Here is a 15,843-nt window from a genome sequence, read left to right as displayed (position 1 = left end):
GTGCGCCGCGGCCGCCGCCGCGCTGCCCGGCAGCTTCGCCGGCCGCCGGTCCGTCCGTCCCCTCCGCGGCCGCCGTGGCCGGTTGGACCGGCGTATCGGTGCCCTGCGCGCCGTCATGCTCGGAAACCCACGAAAGGTCAGCGCATCGAGACTCAGACCGACATTTGCCGTTTCCAACGTATGGTGTCAGCCCGGCCGCTGGCGGGTGAGCTCACGCAGTGGTGAGCCGGTGAACTTGTCGGGGTTGGCGATATCCCATAGGGCGCATACCTTTCCGTCGCGCACCGTCATCGCGGTGATGCGCGGCAGCATCGCCCAATGCCCGTCCTTGCCCTCGGTTCCAGACGTGTAGGCGCCCAGCTCACCGTTGACCAACGCCAGCTGATGTGCCGAGTAGAACGCCGGGCCGTAACGCCGGGCCAGACCAAACATGAACCGAGCCACCTTGTCCGCACCGCGGATGACCCGAGAAGCGGTGGGCGCCCGGCCATTTGCATCACCGATGAAGGTCACGTCGGGATGCAGCAACGACACCACGGCGTCCACGTCGCCCGCGGCCATTGCCGCCATCAGCCGGCCCACCACCTCGTCATGGGTGGGATCGGGCCGCTCCGATACCAGCGCCGGCCCGTCGGCTGTGCCGGCCACGGCCTTGCGGGCTCGCGACGCCAGCTGCCGAGCGGCGGCCTGGGTGGTTCCCAACACCTCGGCGACTTCGGCAAACGGTAGGGCGAACCCGTCGTGCAACACGAACGCAACTCGCTGATCGGGGTTGAGGCGATCCAGCACCACCATCGCGGCGAACCGCGCATCCTCGTGGGCGACCACGGCGGACAGGGGATCGGCCTCATCGAGGCGGGTGACCACCGGCTCGGGCAACCAGTGACCGGTGTAGGTCTCCCGCCGATGCGCCGCGGAGCGCAACTTGTCCAGGCCGAGCCGGCTCACCACGGTGGTCAGCCAGGCCCGCAGGTCGCCAATGGCGGTGTCCTGGTCCGCCCAGCGCAGCCAGGCCTCCTGCACGATGTCTTCGGCGTCGGCTACCGTCCCGGTCACCCGGTAGGCGACGGACAGGAGATGCGGACGCAGGGCTTCGAATTCGGCGACCTGCGTGGAGGTCATAAACCGAGGGTAACGCCAGGAACACTCCCGGCGGCGAAACGCGCCCCGACGTTACGTCGGCGGGCAGACGCCCCAGGAACTACTCCCAGAACCGCAGCTTGTTGACCAGTCGCACCCGATGCTTGGGATGCTGCGCATCGACGATGCGCTTGACCTCGTCGAGGGCCGCGCGCACCCGATCGGCATTCTGCTTGGTGGCGGTGCACAGGTAGCGATTGAGCGCCTCGCACAGTACCGCGAGCGCCGAGGCCAATACCGAATCGGGTGCCCGGTCGCGATGGACGCTCAGCGCGGACCAGACCTCGTCGAGCTCCGGATCGAGTTCGGCGCCGTCACCGCCAATACCCATCGCCACCCGGCGCAGCAAGTCCCGCAGCGGGGGCACCGGAGCGGCGGCCGGGAACGCCATCGGCCGGCCGGCGACCCCGCCGCGCGCCAGGGCTGCTCCCGCGGCCGCCCCGACGAAACCGCCTGCGAGCGGCGCCCACCCGGACGGTGGCTCGACGGGCTGCACGACCTCGGTGATCGGCCCAGCCTCCGTATGTTCTGGGTCGATGGCCACAAACGCGGTGAACCGCGACAGCACGCCATAGCGGATGGAGTGTGCGACCAGGCGCTGCGCCAACTCGTCGGCCCCACGCCCGGATGCGTAGGCATCCTCCAGGTCGCGGACCACCGAGCGGGCCCAGATCGTCTGCACCGCAAGGGCATCCGGCACCAGCCGGGTGGGTACCGTCGCGGTGAAGCGACCGGTCGCACCGTCGGCATCCACGTACAGCTTCGCGTTGGCGGCGGCGCCGCGATATCGTCCGGAGATCACGCACGGCACGCCGGCGAAGGCGTCCGGAACCCGGTCGGGGGTGATGGTGTCCTCGATGATTTCGAAACCTTCGGCGCGCACCCTGACTGAGGTCAGCGCTGGGCGCCCGATGGTGCGAGCCAGTCGGGCCATCACCTCGTCCAGGCGATCTTCCGACTCGACCAACTCGGCTCGACCGCTACCCAAACCCGCCAGCCGCTCGAGGAACCCGGCATTGACGGCACGGTCGACGCCCACGCAGTAGATCCGGGTTCGTCCGACCCCAGGTGCCAGCGATCGCAGCAGGTGGTCCTCCCCGCTAATCTGGCCATCGGTCACCAAGACCACGCTGGCCTGCCGCTCTGCGCTGGATTCGGCGAGCAATTCGACGGCTTTGCTCAGGGGTTGCGCCATGACGGTGCCGCCGCGGCTGCGCAACGAACCCAGCCACGAGGCCGCCGCGAACCGGTTGCGGTCGCACGCCTCCACCAGCCCGTCCGGCATGGCCGGGGATGTATCGATCCGGTCATCGAAGGCCAGCACACAGAACCGGTCACCGGCGTCGAGCATGTCCACAATGCGCCCGGCGGTACGCCGGGCGGCGACCATCTTCCAGCCGGCCATCGATCCGGAGCGATCCAGCACCACCACGACGTCGCGGGCCGCGCTGGATGGTTCGGCCGGCGGCACCAGGGTGAGTGACCAGGTGCCTTCCGCCGCCGGGGAAGCCGCGGTGCGCTCGGCGTCGGGGACCAGCAGTGCCGACGACGAGAGCTGGTCGCGATCGACGCGGAAGCGCAGCACAAGGTCGCGATCGGCCCGGGCACCCGGCGCGACCCGTAAGCGGGTCACCCCATCGGCCGACGGCCGCTGCACCGTGGTTGGCAGCGAAGACCGCAGTTCTGACACCGATAGTCCGCCGCTGTCCAGCGAAATCGTGACCCGCACCTCGGGGCGTACGTCGTGGTCGGTTAGGCGCGGCGGCGTCACCCGCGACGCGTCGGGCACCGCGTCGGTGTCGGGCGCCATCCCGGCGCCGGTCCGGTCGCCGGGCAGCGGGCTACCGGCGGTGTAGCGGGGCGCCACAACCAGCGGGAAACGGAAACTGGCCTCACCGTCCTCGTACTCCAGCGGACCGGTCAGGCGCATCTCGATGGTGGCTTCCTCCCCCGGCCCGAGATTGCCCACCCGGACCGAGAACACGTCGGAGCGGTCCTCCTCCACGATCGCGGCGCGCTGCCCGGCGGACAGCGCCTGCTCGTAGTCGTCGCGCGCCTGACCCCGTTCCTTGAGTACGCCGAGCACCCGCCGGCCGGCAAGCGAGGCGGCGAACTCGGTGACCCCCGCGCGGGCCGGCAACGGGAACACATAGCTGGCCTCGATCGTCGTATCGCCGATGTTGACGAAGCGCTGGCGGACGGTGGAGGTAGCGGTCAAACCGACGATGACGGTGTCGATGGTGAGCGCTTTGAGTGGGAGCCGACGGCCGTCGGCCGAGTTCAGCTCCCCGCACGTCGGCTTGCCCTCGGGCTGGTCGGGTTCGATAGCGATCAGTGGCAGCGACTCAGCGTTCATTGGGAATCCTTTCGAGCGGCGGCGAGAAGGTCCAGCAGCGGCGCGGCGGCGCGGTGCAGACAGTCGAGTTCTGGAAGCGGCCCGTCGATGAGCAATGTGACAGTGTCGGAAAGCCGGACGGCGGCAAGGTTGGTGACTGCCTGCGCGCCGGCGGCCGCTGACAGGTCAACGGTTTGCGGCACGGCCCGCCAGAATCTGCCCGCCGCCCGCGCGGTCTGTGGGACCGGCTCCGGGTCATCCAGGTCGGCAGGTATGGCGGTGGCCGGGATTGCCGCCAGCGACTCCAGTTCCTGAGCCGATATCGACCCCAGACGCTGGGCAATCTCCTCCAGAGACAGCCCCTGACCCTGCAGGCGCTTGATCGCGACCAGGTGTAACAGGTGCGTGCGCCCGTATACGAGCGCGCGCCCCCGCGTTCCCGGGCGGGGCAGCAGGCCGCGCGCGGTGTAGTAGCGGATCATCCGTTCCGCCGGAATCGGTTTGGCCTGGCGGTTATCCGGCACGGCACCAGAGGCCTGCACCGCGCTGGCGGCCACCGCGGCGAATTCGGACAGCGTGAGAAGAGACTGCATGGTACTGACAGTGTTATACGCCTTATTGACACTGTCAAATAAGTTTTTGTAACTTCCGTCTCATTAGTCACAGCGCGGCACCCTGCGAAGCCGCCGTCGATCACCTAGTCTGCTCAGCGATGTACTTCATACGTGCCGCATCGTGCCTGGCCGCAGCCGCTTTCATGGCCGCCGCGCCAGCGCTGGTGGGCGCGCCCGGCGCGCTACCGATCGGCAGGGCCGAGCCCGGCCCCGCGGCCGGTGCCGGGACGGAAAACTGCCCATACAAGGTGTCCACCCCGCCCGCCGTGGACTCGTCCGAGGTGCCACAGGCCGGTGAACCACCGCTGCCCCTGGCGGTGCCCTCGACGCCGGTCGGCGGCAATGCGTTGGGTGGCTGCGACATCATCACCGCACCGGACACCCCGCCGGTGCCCGGCGATATCTCCGCCGAGGCCTGGTTGGTGGCCGATCTGGACAGCGGTGCGGTGCTCGCCGCCCGCGACCCGCACGGCCGGCACCGCCCGGCCAGCATCATCAAGGTGCTGGTGGCGATGGCTGCCATCAACGAGTTGAACCTCAACAAGTCGGTCGCCGGAACCAACGACGACGCCGCGGCCGAAGGCACCAAGGTCGGCGTCAACGCCGGCGGCACTTACACCATCGCGCAGTTGCTGCATGGTTTGTTGATGCATTCGGGCAACGACGCCGCGTACGCGTTGGCCATGCAGCTCGGGGGCATGCAGACGGCGTTAGAAAAGATCAACGTGCTGGCCGCCAAGCTGGGGGGTCGCGACACCCGGGCGGCCACTCCGTCCGGACTCGACGGGCCGGGCATGAGCACCTCGGCCTACGACATGGGCCTGTTCTACCGCTATGCGTGGCAGAACCCCACCTTCGCCGACATCGTTGCCACCCGCAGCTTCCCCTTCCCGGGCCACGCCGACCATCCCGGCTACGAGCTGGAAAACGACAACCAGCTGCTCTACCACTACCCGGGCGCGCTGGGCGGCAAGACCGGTTACACCGACGACGCCGGCCAGACCTTCGTGGGCGCGGCCAACCACGACGGACGGCGCCTGGTTGCGGTGCTACTCCATGGCACCCGCCAACCGATCCCACCGTGGGAACAAGCCGCTCACCTACTGGACTACGGCTTCAGCACACCCCAGGGCACCCAGGTCGGTTCGCTGATCGAGCCCGATCCCACGCTGCTGCCCCACCTCACCAACCCGGCCGACCGTCGGCCCGACAGCGCCCAGGCCGCCGGACTCGTATCATCGGCCGACGCTTTGCCGGTACGGGTTGGGGTGGCCGTCATCGGAGCCGTCATCGTGTTGGGTTTGATCCTGGTAGCACGCTCGTTGAACGGACGGCCGCAACACTAGACTCTGCGGGATGACTGGGCCCTATCTCGCCTTTGCTCCCGTTGCCAGGTCGACAAATATCGCCCGGACAAGCTGAGCGGACCGTGCGGCGGGGAATACTGGTCGGGCTCACCGCGGCCAGCGTTGGTCTTCTCTACGGGTACGACCTCTCCATCATCGCGGGCGCGCTGCTGTTCGTCACCGAGGACTTCGGCCTGACCACCCACCAGCAGGAGCTGCTGACCACCACGGCGGTGATCGGGCAGATCCTCGGAGCGCTGGGAGCTGGTGTGCTCGCCAACACGATCGGGCGCAAGCGGTCGACGGTGCTACTCACCGTTGGCTACGCGGTATTCGCCGTGCTGGGCGCTTCGGCGGTCGCACTGCCGATGCTGTTGGTGGCCCGATTGCTGCTGGGAGTGACCATCGGAGTGTCGGTGGTGGTGATCCCGGTCTACGTTGCCGAATCGGCGCCGACGGCGGTGCGTGGTTCGTTGCTGACCACTTATCAGGTGGCGACCATCACCGGGATCATGGTCGGCTATCTGGTGGGCTACTCACTGGCCGAGTCGCACGGCTGGCGCGCGATGCTGGGACTTGCGGCCGTGCCCGCCATGCTGCTGTTACCGCTGTTGCTGCGCATGCCCGATACCGCTCGGTGGTACATGCTCAAGGGCCGCCCCGATGATGCGCGTCAGGCGCTGCTGCGGATAGAGCCGGAGGCCGCCGTCGACGCTCAACTCGATGAAATCGCCGACGCCCTCAACGAAGGCAGCGGCAAGATTTCCGAGATGTGGCGGCGCCCGTACCTGCGCGCCACGCTGTTCGTCGTCACGCTCGGCTTTCTCATCCAGATCACCGGCATCAACGCCATCATCTACTACAGCCCGCGAATCTTTTCCGCCATGGGCTTCCACGGAAATTTCGCGCTCCTGGGGCTGCCCGCCCTGGTGCAGTTGGCCGGCTTGTCGGCGGTGTTTGTCTCGCTGATGTCGGTCGACCGGTGGGGCCGGCGCCCGATCCTGTTGTCCGGCATCGCAATGATGGTCGGCGCTGACGCCATGCTGATCACCACCTTCGCCAATAGCGACACCGCCGGCCTGATCTTCGGCTTCGGCGGCATACTGCTGTTCATCGTCGGCTTCAACTTCGGATTCGGCTCGCTGGTCTGGGTTTACGCCGGGGAAAGCTTCCCCTCCCGGCTGCGCTCGATGGGTTCCAGCGCGATGCTCACCTCCACCCTGACGGCCAACGCGATCGTTGCCGGCTTCTTCCTCACGATGCTGCACTGGCTCGGTGGCTCAGGAATTTTCGCGGTATTCGCAGTCCTCACCGTCGTCGCCTTCACCGTGGTGTACAGATTCGCGCCCGAAACCAAAGGCCGCCAACTCGAGGACATCAGGTACTTCTGGGAAAACGACGGGCAGTGGCCGGAAGAGCTGACGGAAACACCATGAGCCTCATCCGTGCCAGCGCAGTGGCTGTCAACGGGCAGCTGTACCGGCCAGGATGGGTGCAAACGGCCGGCCGCACGATTCGGGGCTGCGGCGCCGGCGCGCCGCCCGCGGCGGACTTCGATTTCCCCGACGCCATCGTGGTGCCCGGTTTCGTGGACATGCACTGTCACGGCGGCGGCGGTACCTCGTTCATCGACGGAACAGTAGACGAGATTGCCCGGGCCGCAACGTTTCACCTGCGGCACGGCACCACCACAATGTTGGCCAGTTTGGTCACCGCTGCACCGGCAGAGCTGCTTTCGGCGGTGGCCACCCTGTCCGAGGCCATTCGGGTGGGCCGGCCAACCACCATCGCCGGCATCCATCTGGAGGGCCCCTGGCTGAGCCCGGCCCGGTGCGGCGCGCACGACCCCGCGCAGATGCGGGCACCGGACCCGGCCGAAATCGACACGTTGCTCGCCGCCGCCGATGGCACCATCCGGATGGTCACCCTGGCCCCTGAGCTACCCGGAAGCGATGACGCGATCCGCCGCTTTGCCGACGCGGGTGTGGTTGTGGCCGTGGGACATACCGACGCGACCTATGAGCAGACCCGGGGGGCCATTGCCCTGGGCGCGACGGTGGCCACCCACCTGTTCAACGCGATGCCACCCGTGGACCACCGCGAGCCCGGACCCGCATTGGCCTTGTCGCAAGACCCGACGGTGACGCTCGAATTGATCGCCGACCGGGTACACGTGCACCCCGCGGTGCTGCAGGCGGTGATCGGGACCGCCGGCCCCAGCCGGGTCGCCCTGGTCACCGACGCGATCGCCGCAACCGGATGCGGCGCCGGAACATATCGGCTGGGCACAGTTCCGATCGAGGTGTCATCCGGTGTGGCGCGGGTGCAGGGCAAGGCGACGATCGCCGGCAGCACGGCCACCATGGATCAGCTCTTCCGGACCGTAGCGGAGTCGGGCTGCGACGCCGACGCATTGGCCGCCGCCGTGCAGATGACCTCCGCAACGCCCGCGGCGGCTCTCGGGCTGGCGCAGGTCGGCGGACTTCGCCCCGGTCTGGACGCCAATCTTGTTGTGCTGGAACGCGATCTGCAAGTCTGCGCGGTGATGGCCAACGGCGAGTGGCACCAGTCGGAAGATTAGCGCCGGCCGCGAAGCAGCCGGGATAGGGTCAGTGCACCCACGGCTCCGGCGGTCATCGCGGCCAGCGTCTGACGCGCACTCAAGCCTTCGTCGACCTGTATTCGCGGGCTGATGACAGCGGGGCCCGGAGGTGCGACGTGCCGGGAACGTGGGTCAGCGGTGGCCGCCCACGCGGTAGCGAACAAGATGAGGTAGGCGGTGACATTGGCGAACACCATCAAGCCCAGCACCGGCCCGAATGCGGCCCCGGCCGGGCTACGCAGCACCATCCGCAGGTAGATCGACGCCACCTGCTTGAACAGCTCGAACCCGACCGCCGCGATCAGGCCGGCCCGCATCGAGATGGCGAAGCCGCCCGGCTGGCGGGGCAGCCGGGCGATCATCCAGGTGAATAGCAGCCACGACACCAACACCGACAGCAGTATCGAAATAATCCGGAAAAGCACATCGAAGATTGAATGCTCAGGTACGCCAAGCCAGCTCAATGCTTTGGCCATCGGCCTCAGGTGCCCCACCGCGGTGATCCCGATCGTAACCATCATCACCAGGAAGGTGCCGACCATCGCCGTCAAGTCGGAAAGTTTGGTCCGCAGAAAGCCCAGCCGCTCGGCCGGATGTGCCCACATCTCGCTCAACGCCACCCGCAGGTGCGACATCCAATTCAAGCCCGCCCAGGACGCGGCGGCCAGGCCGATGACGCCGACGGACGTTCGCGCGTCGATGGCCGAATTCATCAAGTCGACCACCTGCTGGCTCAGCCCGCCCGTTAACGTGGCGCGGATCCTGCCGTCGATCATCTTGAGCAGCTCCGGGCGCCGCGCCAACACGAATCCGACCACGGCGAAGCCGACCATGAGTAAAGGGAATAACGCGAAGATCGTGTAATAGGTCAAGCCCCCAGCGAAGAACGCGCCGCGCTGTTCGCTGAAACGCTGATAAGCGCGCATCGCATGGTCGAACCACCCGTACCGGGACCGTAACCTGTCGAGGATTCCGGGTTTGTCCGGCTCAGTCGTGGTCAAACGCCTACCCCCGTTGCGGAAGAAACCCTAACCGATCGTAGACCCGTTGCACGGTCCTGCTGGCGACCTCGTGGGCGCGCTCTGCGCCCGCCTTCAACACACCCTCCAGCTCTGCGGTATCTGCAATCAGGTCATCGACGCGAGCCTTGATCGGGCTGATGTACGCGACGACAGCATCCGCGGTGTCTTTTTTCAGGTCGCCGTAGCCCCGTCCGGCATAGCCGTCGACCAGGGTGTCGATCCCGACACGGGTCACCGCTGACTGGATATTCAGCAGATTCGACACTCCCGGCTTTGTCTCCGGGTCATAGCGAATTTCGCGTTCGCTATCGGTCACAGCGGAGCGTATCTTCTTGGCGGACAACGCCGGATCGTCGAGCAGGTTTATTAGACCGGAATCGGTGGCTGCCGACTTGCTCATCTTCGAGGTCGGGTCCTGCAGATCGTAGATTTTGGCAGTGACCTTGGGAATGAGCACATCTGGAATGACCAGGGTGTCTGGAAAACGGCTGTTGAACCGCTGCGCCACGTCGCGGGCGAGCTCGAGGTGCTGGCGCTGGTCCTCCCCCACCGGCACCAGCTCCGCGTCGTAGGCCAGGACGTCGGCGGCCTGCAATACCGGGTAGGTGAACAGCCCGACGGTGGTGGATTCGGTCCCTTGACGCGTCGACTTGTCCTTGAACTGGGTCATCCGCGCCGCTTGCCCGTAACCGGTGAAGCACCCCAACACCCACGCCAGCTGGCTATGCGCGGGCACCTGACTTTGCACAAAGATGGTGGACCGGCTGGGGTCGATACCCAGGGCCAGGTACTGCGCCGCGGTAATCAAGGTGCGGCGACGCAGGGCCTCGGGGTCTTGCGGAATGGTGATCGCGTGCAGGTCGACCACGCAGAAGAAGGCGTCGTACTCGCCCGGGTGGTCGTCCTGCAGCGCCACCCACTGGACGACGGCGCCCAGCGCATTGCCGAGATGAAGCGAGTCAGACGTTGGCTGCACGCCGGAGAAAATCCGGCGGGATCCGGTAGGGGTGCTCATGATGCCCCCGATCTTTTCACGCCGGCACCCGGCCGATTGCAGACGCTTGCGATACCGGCGGTATCACCTAGTACTGTCGGAAATATGAGACGTCTGCTGGGCTCCTCGCCTTCAGTGCCGACCCGCGCACCGATCCACCTGGGTTCTGGCGAGCCGATACTGCTGCTGCATCCTTTCTTGCTGTCCCAGGCGGTATGGCAGACCGTGGCTCGGCAGTTGGCCGACACCGGCCGCTACGAGGTGTTCGCCCCGACCATGGCCAGCCACAACGGCGGCCCCTCGGCGGGCACCTGGTTCCTGTCCTCCGCGGTCCTGGCCGACCACGTCGAGCGCCAAATGGACGAACTGGGCTGGGATACCGCGCACATCGTTGGCAATTCACTGGGCGGGTGGGTGGCATTCGAACTGGAGCGGCGGGGGCGGGCCCGCACCGTCACCGGCATCGCCCCGGCCGGCGGCTGGCACCGCTGGAGCCCGGCCAAGTTCGAGGTCATCGCCAAGTTCATCCTCGGAGTTCCGATGCTGGTGCTTGCTTGGGCGTTTCGGCAGCGGGTGCTGCGGTTGCCGTTTAGCCGCCGCCTGGCCACCTACGCGATCAGCGCGTCGCCAGACGGGGTCCACGACGCCGACCTGCGCGGCATCATTGACGATGTCGCGCATTGCCCCGCCTACTTCCAGCTGCTGGTCAAGGCATCGCTGCTGCACGGCCTGCAGGAGCTCGCCGAGAACGCCGTCCCGGCACATCTGGTGATCTGCGGTAAGGACCGGATCATCCCGGCACCCAGATACACCCGGCACTTCACCAAACACCTACCCGACGACCATCGGGTTACCGTGCTCGAAAACGTGGGACACGTCCCGATGTACGAGGCACCGGACCGCATCACCGAGGTGATCACCAGCTTCATCGAAGACTGCTGCCCGCATGTCCGGGCCGTCGCACCGCCGGCTAGCTGACCAGCCTCTTCTCCAAATTCTCGGCGATCGCATCCAGGAAGTTCTCGCTGTTGAGCCAGGGCTGCCCGGGACCGATCAGAATGGCAAGGTCCTTGGTCATCTTGCCGCTCTCCACCGTCTTGACGACGACGTCTTCCAGCAGCTGAGCGAACTCAATGACCTCGGGGGTCGTGTCCAGCTTGCCGCGGTGCGCCAGTCCACGGGTCCAGGCGAAGATCGAGGCGATCGGGTTGGTGGAGGTCGGCTGACCGGCCTGGTACTGGCGGTAGTGGCGGGTAACGGTGCCGTGGGCGGCCTCGGCCTCGACGGTCTTGCCGTCGGCCGTCATCAGCACCGACGTCATCAGCCCCAATGATCCGTAGCCCTGTGCCACGGTGTCGGACTGGACGTCGCCGTCGTAGTTCTTGCACGCCCAGACGTAGCCGCCCTCCCATTTGAGGCACGCAGCGACCATGTCATCGATCAGTCGATGCTCGTAGGTCAGCCCGGCGGCCTCGAACTGTTCCTTGAACTCCTCTTCATAGATGCGCTGGAATTCGTCTTTGAACATGCCGTCGTAGGCCTTGAGGATGGTGTTCTTGGTAGACAGATACACCGGCCAGTTGGCGTTGAGACCGTAGGAAAACGAGGCGCGCGCGAAGTCCTGGATGGATCGTCGGAAGTTGTACATCCCCATCACCACGCCACCGTCCTCGGGCACCGAGACCATCTCGTGCACGATGGGCTCGCTGCCGTCCGCGGGCGTGAAGGTCAATGTGACGGTGCCCGGCCGGTCGACCTTGAAGTTGGTCGCCCGGTACTGGTCACCGAATGCGTGCCGTCCGATGACGATCGGCTTGGTCCAGCCCGGCACCAGCCGCGGAACGTTGGAGATCACGATCGGCTCACGGAAAATCGTGCCTCCCAGGATGTTTCGAATCGTCCCGTTGGGTGACAGCCACATCTTTTTCAGGTTGAATTCCTGCACTCGAGCCTCGTCCGGGGTGATCGTCGCGCACTTGACACCCACCCCGTGCTTCTTGATGGCATAGGCCGCGTCGATCGTCACCTGGTCGTCGGTGCGGTCGCGATGCTCGATACCCAGGTCGTAGTAGTCCAGGTTGACATCCAGGTGCGGAAGAATCAGCTTGTCCTTGATGAGCCGCCAGATGACCCGGGTCATCTCGTCGCCGTCGAGCTCTACCAGCGGGCCTTTGACTTTGATCTTGGTTTCACTGGACATCTGAGCCCGATTCCTCCAGCGCAGTCAGCTAAGGGCGAGCGGTTGCTCGTCAGGCCAGATTACTAGGAGCATTCGCCGCCTCCCGCCGGCCCGCGAAGGCGCTGCTCGCACAGGGGAGTTGGCATCACCCAACCGCCATACGGTAGGCTGCATGTCGGTCATGAGCGCCAGCGTCAAGCCCCGGCTTGCTGGCCGGCAACCCTCCAACCGCGGTGGGGTGCCCCGGGTGATGACCAGGTTGAGTAGCCACAGCGAGCTACACGGCAAGCGCGGGTCCGCCATGACGGGCCCCTGAGCAGACAGGGAATGCACCTCATGAGCGCCGAAAACAACAACGCCGAAGCCGATCCAACGGCGCATTGGTCGTTCGAAACCAAGCAGGTTCATGCCGGACAGCAGCCGGACCCCGCTACCAATGCCCGGGCCCTGCCGATCTATCAGACCACCTCGTACACCTTTCAAAACACGGCCCACGCTGCGGCTTTGTTCGGTCTGGAGGTTCCGGGCAACATCTACACGCGGATCGGCAACCCCACTACCGATGTGGTCGAGCAGCGCATTGCCGCGCTCGAAGGTGGGGTGGCCGCGCTGTTCTTGTCCTCCGGGCAGGCGGCCGAGACCTTCGCCATATTGAACCTGGCCGGCGCGGGCGATCACATCGTGTCCAGCCCGCGCCTCTACGGCGGCACCTATAACCTGTTCCACTATTCGCTGGCAAAGCTGGGCGTCGAGGTCAGCTTCGTCGACGACCCCGACGATCTGGACTCGTGGCGGGCGGCGGTACGACCGAACACCAAGGCCTTTTTCGGCGAAACCATCTCCAATCCGCAAATCGACATCCTGGACACCCCCGGGGTCGCCGAAGTTGCCCACAGCAACGGAATCCCGCTGATCGTCGACAACACCGTCGCCACGCCGTATCTGATCCAGCCCTTTACTCAGGGCGCCGACATTGTGGTGCACTCAGCCACCAAGTATCTGGGCGGGCATGGCGCGGCCATCGCGGGTGTGATCGTCGACGGCGGCACCTTCGACTGGACCCAGGGGCGCTTCCCCGAATTCACCACACCCGATCCCAGCTATCACGGCGTGGTATTCGCCGAGTTGGGGCCACCGGCGTTCGCGCTCAAGGCCCGCGTGCAGCTGCTGCGCGACTACGGGTCGGCCGCTTCACCGTTCAACGCATTCCTGGTGGCTCAGGGGCTGGAGACGCTGAGCTTACGAATCGAACGACACGTCGCCAACGCGCAGCGAGTCGCGGAGTTCCTGGAGGCCCACGACGACGTACTGTCGGTCAACTACGCGGGGCTGCCCAGTTCGCGGTGGCATGAGCGGGCAAAGAAGCTGGCGCCCAAGGGCACCGGGGCCGTCCTCTCATTTGAGCTGGCCGGTGGCATCGAGGCCGGCAAGGCGTTCGTGAACGCGCTGAAACTGCACAGTCACGTGGCCAACATCGGCGACGTGCGCTCGCTGGTGATCCACCCGGCATCGACCACCCACGCCCAGCTCAGCCCCGCAGAGCAGCTATCTACCGGCGTCAGCCCCGGCCTGGTGCGGTTGGCCGTGGGCATCGAGGGGATCGACGACATCCTGGCCGACTTGGAGCTTGGTTTCGCCGCGGCCGGGGCATACGCGGCCGCAACCAGCGGCGGCGATCCACAGGCCGTCGCGGCGTACTGAGGAGCATTGACGTGACGATCTCGGATGTGCCCACCCAAACTCTGCCCGCCGAAGGCGAGGTCGGCATCGTCGACATCGGCGCGTTGCGCCTGGAGAACGGCACCACGATCGACGATGTCTGTATTGCCGTCCAGCGCTGGGGCGCACTGTCGCCGACCCGCGACAACGTGGTGGTGGTGCTGCATGCGCTCACCGGCGATTCGCACGTAACCGGCTCGGCCGGGCCGGGGCATCCCACGCCCGGCTGGTGGGACGGGGTCATCGGGCCGGGGGCCCCGATCGACACCAACCGCTGGTGCGCGGTGGCCACCAATGTGTTGGGTGGTTGTCGCGGCTCCACCGGGCCCAGCTCACTGGCCCGGGACGGCAAACCCTGGGGTTCACGATTTCCGCTGATCACCGTGCGCGACCAGGTCGAGGCGGACATCGCTGCGCTGGCCGCGCTGGGCATCGCGCAGGTCGCCGCGGTGGTCGGTGGATCCATGGGCGGCGCACGCGCGTTGGAATGGATGATCGGCCACCCTAATCGGGTGCGATCGGGCCTGCTGCTGGCCGTCGGCGCCCGCGCGACCGCGGACCAGATCGGCACTCAGACAACACAGATCGCCGCCATCAAGGCCGACCCGAACTGGCACGGCGGCGACTATTACGAGACGGGCAGCCGGCCTGAGGCCGGGCTGACGATCGCCCGCCGCTTTGCACATCTGACCTACCGCGGCGAGATCGAACTGGACAGCCGATTCGCCAACGACAATCAGGGCAGCGAAGATCCGGCCACCGGGGGACGCTACGCGGTCCAAAGCTACCTCGAACATCAGGGAGACAAGTTGTTGGCGCGTTTTGACGCCGGCAGCTACGTGATCCTGACCGAGGCGCTCAACAGCCACGACGTCGGCCGTGGCCGCGGTGGTGTGCACGCGGCGCTACAGGGGTGCCCGGTACCCGTGGTCGTAGGTGGTATCACCTCCGACCGGCTCTACCCGCTGCGCCTGCAGCAGGAGTTGGCCGAGCAGTTACCCGGATGTGCCGGGTTGGAGGTTGTCGAGTCCATCTGCGGCCACGACGGGTTCCTCGTCGAATCCGACGCGGTCGGTGAATTGATCCGCAAGACACTGCAATTGGCCGACTACCAAAGTGCGCGTTCATGGTGACCCGGTCCAGCCAGGACCCATCGCTGTCGTTCGGTTCGGCCGCTGCGGCTTACGAGCGGGGACGTCCCTCTTATCCACCCGAAGCGATCGACTGGCTGCTCCCCAACGGTGCTCGTGACGTGCTGGATCTCGGCGCGGGTACCGGCAAGCTGACCACCCGCCTGGTGGAGCGCGGTCTCGACGTGGTGGCTGTCGACCCGATCGCCGAGATGCTCGAGTTGTTGCAGGCCTCACTGCCGAAAACTTTGGCGCTACTTGGCACTGCGGAAGAGATTCCGTTGGCGGACAACAGTGTTGACGCCGTCCTGGTGGCTCAAGCGTGGCACTGGTTCGATTCCGAGCGAGCGATTCCCGAGGTGGTCCGCGTGTTGCGCCCAGGCGGGCGGCTTGGTCTGGTGTGGAACACTCGCGACGAACGGCTCGGCTGGGTGCGCGAGCTGGGTCGGATCATTGGCCGGGACGGCGACCCGGTACGCGACAAGGTGACCCTGCCCGACCCGTTCACCGACGTGGCACGCCATCAGGTCGAGTGGACGAATTACCTTACGCCGCAAGCATTGATCGACCTGGTGGCATCGCGTAGCTATTGCATCACATCGCCGACCGAAGTGCGCACCAAGACACTAGATCAGGTACGCGAATTGTTGGCCACTCATCCCGCGCTGGCGAACGCCAACGGCCTGGCGCTGCCGTATGTCACGGTATGTGTACGGGCCACGCTGGCAAAGTAGCTACGCTGAGCGTCCGTCCAACCCTGCC

At 66.4% G+C, this 15,843-nt stretch carries 13 protein-coding genes and 1 riboswitch; of the genes, 7 read left to right on the top strand and 6 right to left on the bottom strand.

Annotation, left to right across the window (positions count from 1 at the left end; all coding sequences use genetic code 11):
- Positions 1 to 186: 186 nt before the first annotated feature.
- The 3 genes from MB901379_RS05125 to MB901379_RS05115 all read right to left on the bottom strand — a co-directional run bounded on the left by MB901379_RS05125 (position 187) and on the right by MB901379_RS05115 (position 4,068).
- Positions 187 to 1,122, bottom strand: a complete 936-nt coding sequence (locus MB901379_RS05125; RefSeq protein ID WP_158015647.1) for a sigma-70 family RNA polymerase sigma factor — start codon at positions 1,120 to 1,122, stop codon at positions 187 to 189.
- A gap of 79 nt (positions 1,123 to 1,201) precedes the next feature.
- Positions 1,202 to 3,496, bottom strand: coding sequence for a VIT domain-containing protein (locus tag MB901379_RS05120; RefSeq protein ID WP_158015646.1), 2,295 nt, complete (start codon positions 3,494 to 3,496; stop codon positions 1,202 to 1,204).
- Positions 3,493 to 4,068 (bottom strand): MerR family transcriptional regulator, encoded by a 576-nt coding sequence (locus MB901379_RS05115; protein WP_174236980.1) that lies wholly within the window; start codon positions 4,066 to 4,068, stop codon positions 3,493 to 3,495. The genes MB901379_RS05120 and MB901379_RS05115 overlap by 4 nt, the downstream gene beginning before the upstream one ends.
- A gap of 119 nt (positions 4,069 to 4,187) precedes the next feature.
- Here MB901379_RS05115 and MB901379_RS05110 point away from each other — a divergent pair, with 119 nt between their 5' ends.
- The 3 genes from MB901379_RS05110 to nagA are packed head-to-tail and all read left to right on the top strand — an operon-like array spanning position 4,188 to position 8,016.
- A complete protein-coding gene (locus MB901379_RS05110; RefSeq protein ID WP_158015645.1) occupies positions 4,188 to 5,435 on the top strand; it encodes a D-alanyl-D-alanine carboxypeptidase family protein in 1,248 nt (415 codons plus the stop codon).
- Between the two features lie 56 nt (positions 5,436 to 5,491).
- The gene (locus MB901379_RS05105) at positions 5,492 to 6,871 is read left to right on the top strand and encodes a sugar porter family MFS transporter (protein ID WP_232022080.1); all 1,380 of its coding nucleotides are present in this window, start codon (positions 5,492 to 5,494) and stop codon (positions 6,869 to 6,871) included.
- Positions 6,868 to 8,016, top strand: a complete 1,149-nt coding sequence (gene nagA / locus MB901379_RS05100) for an N-acetylglucosamine-6-phosphate deacetylase (RefSeq protein ID WP_158015643.1) — start codon at positions 6,868 to 6,870, stop codon at positions 8,014 to 8,016. Before MB901379_RS05105 ends, nagA begins: the two co-directional genes overlap by 4 nt.
- Here the strand turns inward: nagA and yhjD are convergent.
- Entirely contained in the window at positions 8,013 to 9,038 is a 1,026-nt protein-coding gene (gene yhjD, locus MB901379_RS05095) for an inner membrane protein YhjD (protein WP_269462777.1), read from the bottom strand. The genes nagA and yhjD overlap by 4 nt on opposite strands.
- 4 nt (positions 9,039 to 9,042) lie before the next feature.
- A complete protein-coding gene (gene trpS, locus MB901379_RS05090) occupies positions 9,043 to 10,074 on the bottom strand; it encodes a tryptophan--tRNA ligase (protein WP_158015642.1) in 1,032 nt (343 codons plus the stop codon).
- 159 nt (positions 10,075 to 10,233) lie between these two features.
- Here trpS and MB901379_RS05085 point away from each other — a divergent pair, with 159 nt between their 5' ends.
- Entirely contained in the window at positions 10,234 to 11,031 is a 798-nt protein-coding gene (locus MB901379_RS05085; protein ID WP_232022079.1) for an alpha/beta fold hydrolase, read from the top strand.
- On the opposite strand, the gene MB901379_RS05080 is transcribed toward MB901379_RS05085, so the two are convergent.
- Positions 11,024 to 12,253, bottom strand: a complete 1,230-nt coding sequence (locus MB901379_RS05080) for an NADP-dependent isocitrate dehydrogenase (RefSeq protein WP_158015641.1) — start codon at positions 12,251 to 12,253, stop codon at positions 11,024 to 11,026. The genes MB901379_RS05085 and MB901379_RS05080 overlap by 8 nt on opposite strands.
- Before the next feature lie 156 nt (positions 12,254 to 12,409).
- Positions 12,410 to 12,529: riboswitch (SAM riboswitch) on the top strand.
- Positions 12,530 to 12,568: 39 nt separating this feature from the next.
- On the opposite strand from MB901379_RS05080, the gene MB901379_RS05075 reads away from it, so the two are divergent.
- The 3 genes from MB901379_RS05075 to MB901379_RS05065 are packed head-to-tail and all read left to right on the top strand — an operon-like array spanning position 12,569 to position 15,815.
- Positions 12,569 to 13,933, top strand: a complete 1,365-nt coding sequence (locus MB901379_RS05075; protein ID WP_158015640.1) for a bifunctional o-acetylhomoserine/o-acetylserine sulfhydrylase — start codon at positions 12,569 to 12,571, stop codon at positions 13,931 to 13,933.
- Between the two features lie 11 nt (positions 13,934 to 13,944).
- A complete protein-coding gene (metX, locus tag MB901379_RS05070; protein ID WP_158015639.1) occupies positions 13,945 to 15,084 on the top strand; it encodes a homoserine O-acetyltransferase MetX in 1,140 nt (379 codons plus the stop codon).
- Positions 15,081 to 15,815: a class I SAM-dependent methyltransferase gene (locus MB901379_RS05065; RefSeq protein WP_158018953.1), complete on the top strand. Its 735-nt coding sequence runs from the start codon at positions 15,081 to 15,083 to the stop codon at positions 15,813 to 15,815. The genes metX and MB901379_RS05065 overlap by 4 nt, the downstream gene beginning before the upstream one ends.
- Positions 15,816 to 15,843: the final 28 nt, after the last annotated feature.

The sequence above is a fragment of the Mycobacterium basiliense genome (assembly GCF_900292015.1).
Lineage (GTDB): Bacteria > Actinomycetota > Actinomycetes > Mycobacteriales > Mycobacteriaceae > Mycobacterium > Mycobacterium basiliense.
Note: the sequence above shows the minus strand (reverse complement) of the source record. Positions and strands in the feature narration are given on the sequence as shown.

What these genes read in the sequence shown, in the direction of transcription:
- MB901379_RS05125 (WP_158015647.1), bottom strand. Translation starts at nt 1,122, where the DNA reads ATGACCTCCACGCAGGTCGCCGAATTCGAAGCCCTGCGTCCGCATCTC.
- MB901379_RS05120 (WP_158015646.1), bottom strand. Translation starts at nt 3,496, where the DNA reads ATGAACGCTGAGTCGCTGCCACTGATCGCTATCGAACCCGACCAGCCC.
- MB901379_RS05115 (WP_174236980.1), bottom strand. Translation starts at nt 4,068, where the DNA reads ATGCAGTCTCTTCTCACGCTGTCCGAATTCGCCGCGGTGGCCGCCAGC.
- MB901379_RS05110 (WP_158015645.1), top strand. Translation starts at nt 4,188, where the DNA reads ATGTACTTCATACGTGCCGCATCGTGCCTGGCCGCAGCCGCTTTCATG.
- nagA (WP_158015643.1), top strand. Translation starts at nt 6,868, where the DNA reads ATGAGCCTCATCCGTGCCAGCGCAGTGGCTGTCAACGGGCAGCTGTAC.
- trpS (WP_158015642.1), bottom strand. Translation starts at nt 10,074, where the DNA reads ATGAGCACCCCTACCGGATCCCGCCGGATTTTCTCCGGCGTGCAGCCA.
- MB901379_RS05080 (WP_158015641.1), bottom strand. Translation starts at nt 12,253, where the DNA reads ATGTCCAGTGAAACCAAGATCAAAGTCAAAGGCCCGCTGGTAGAGCTC.
- MB901379_RS05075 (WP_158015640.1), top strand. Translation starts at nt 12,569, where the DNA reads ATGAGCGCCGAAAACAACAACGCCGAAGCCGATCCAACGGCGCATTGG.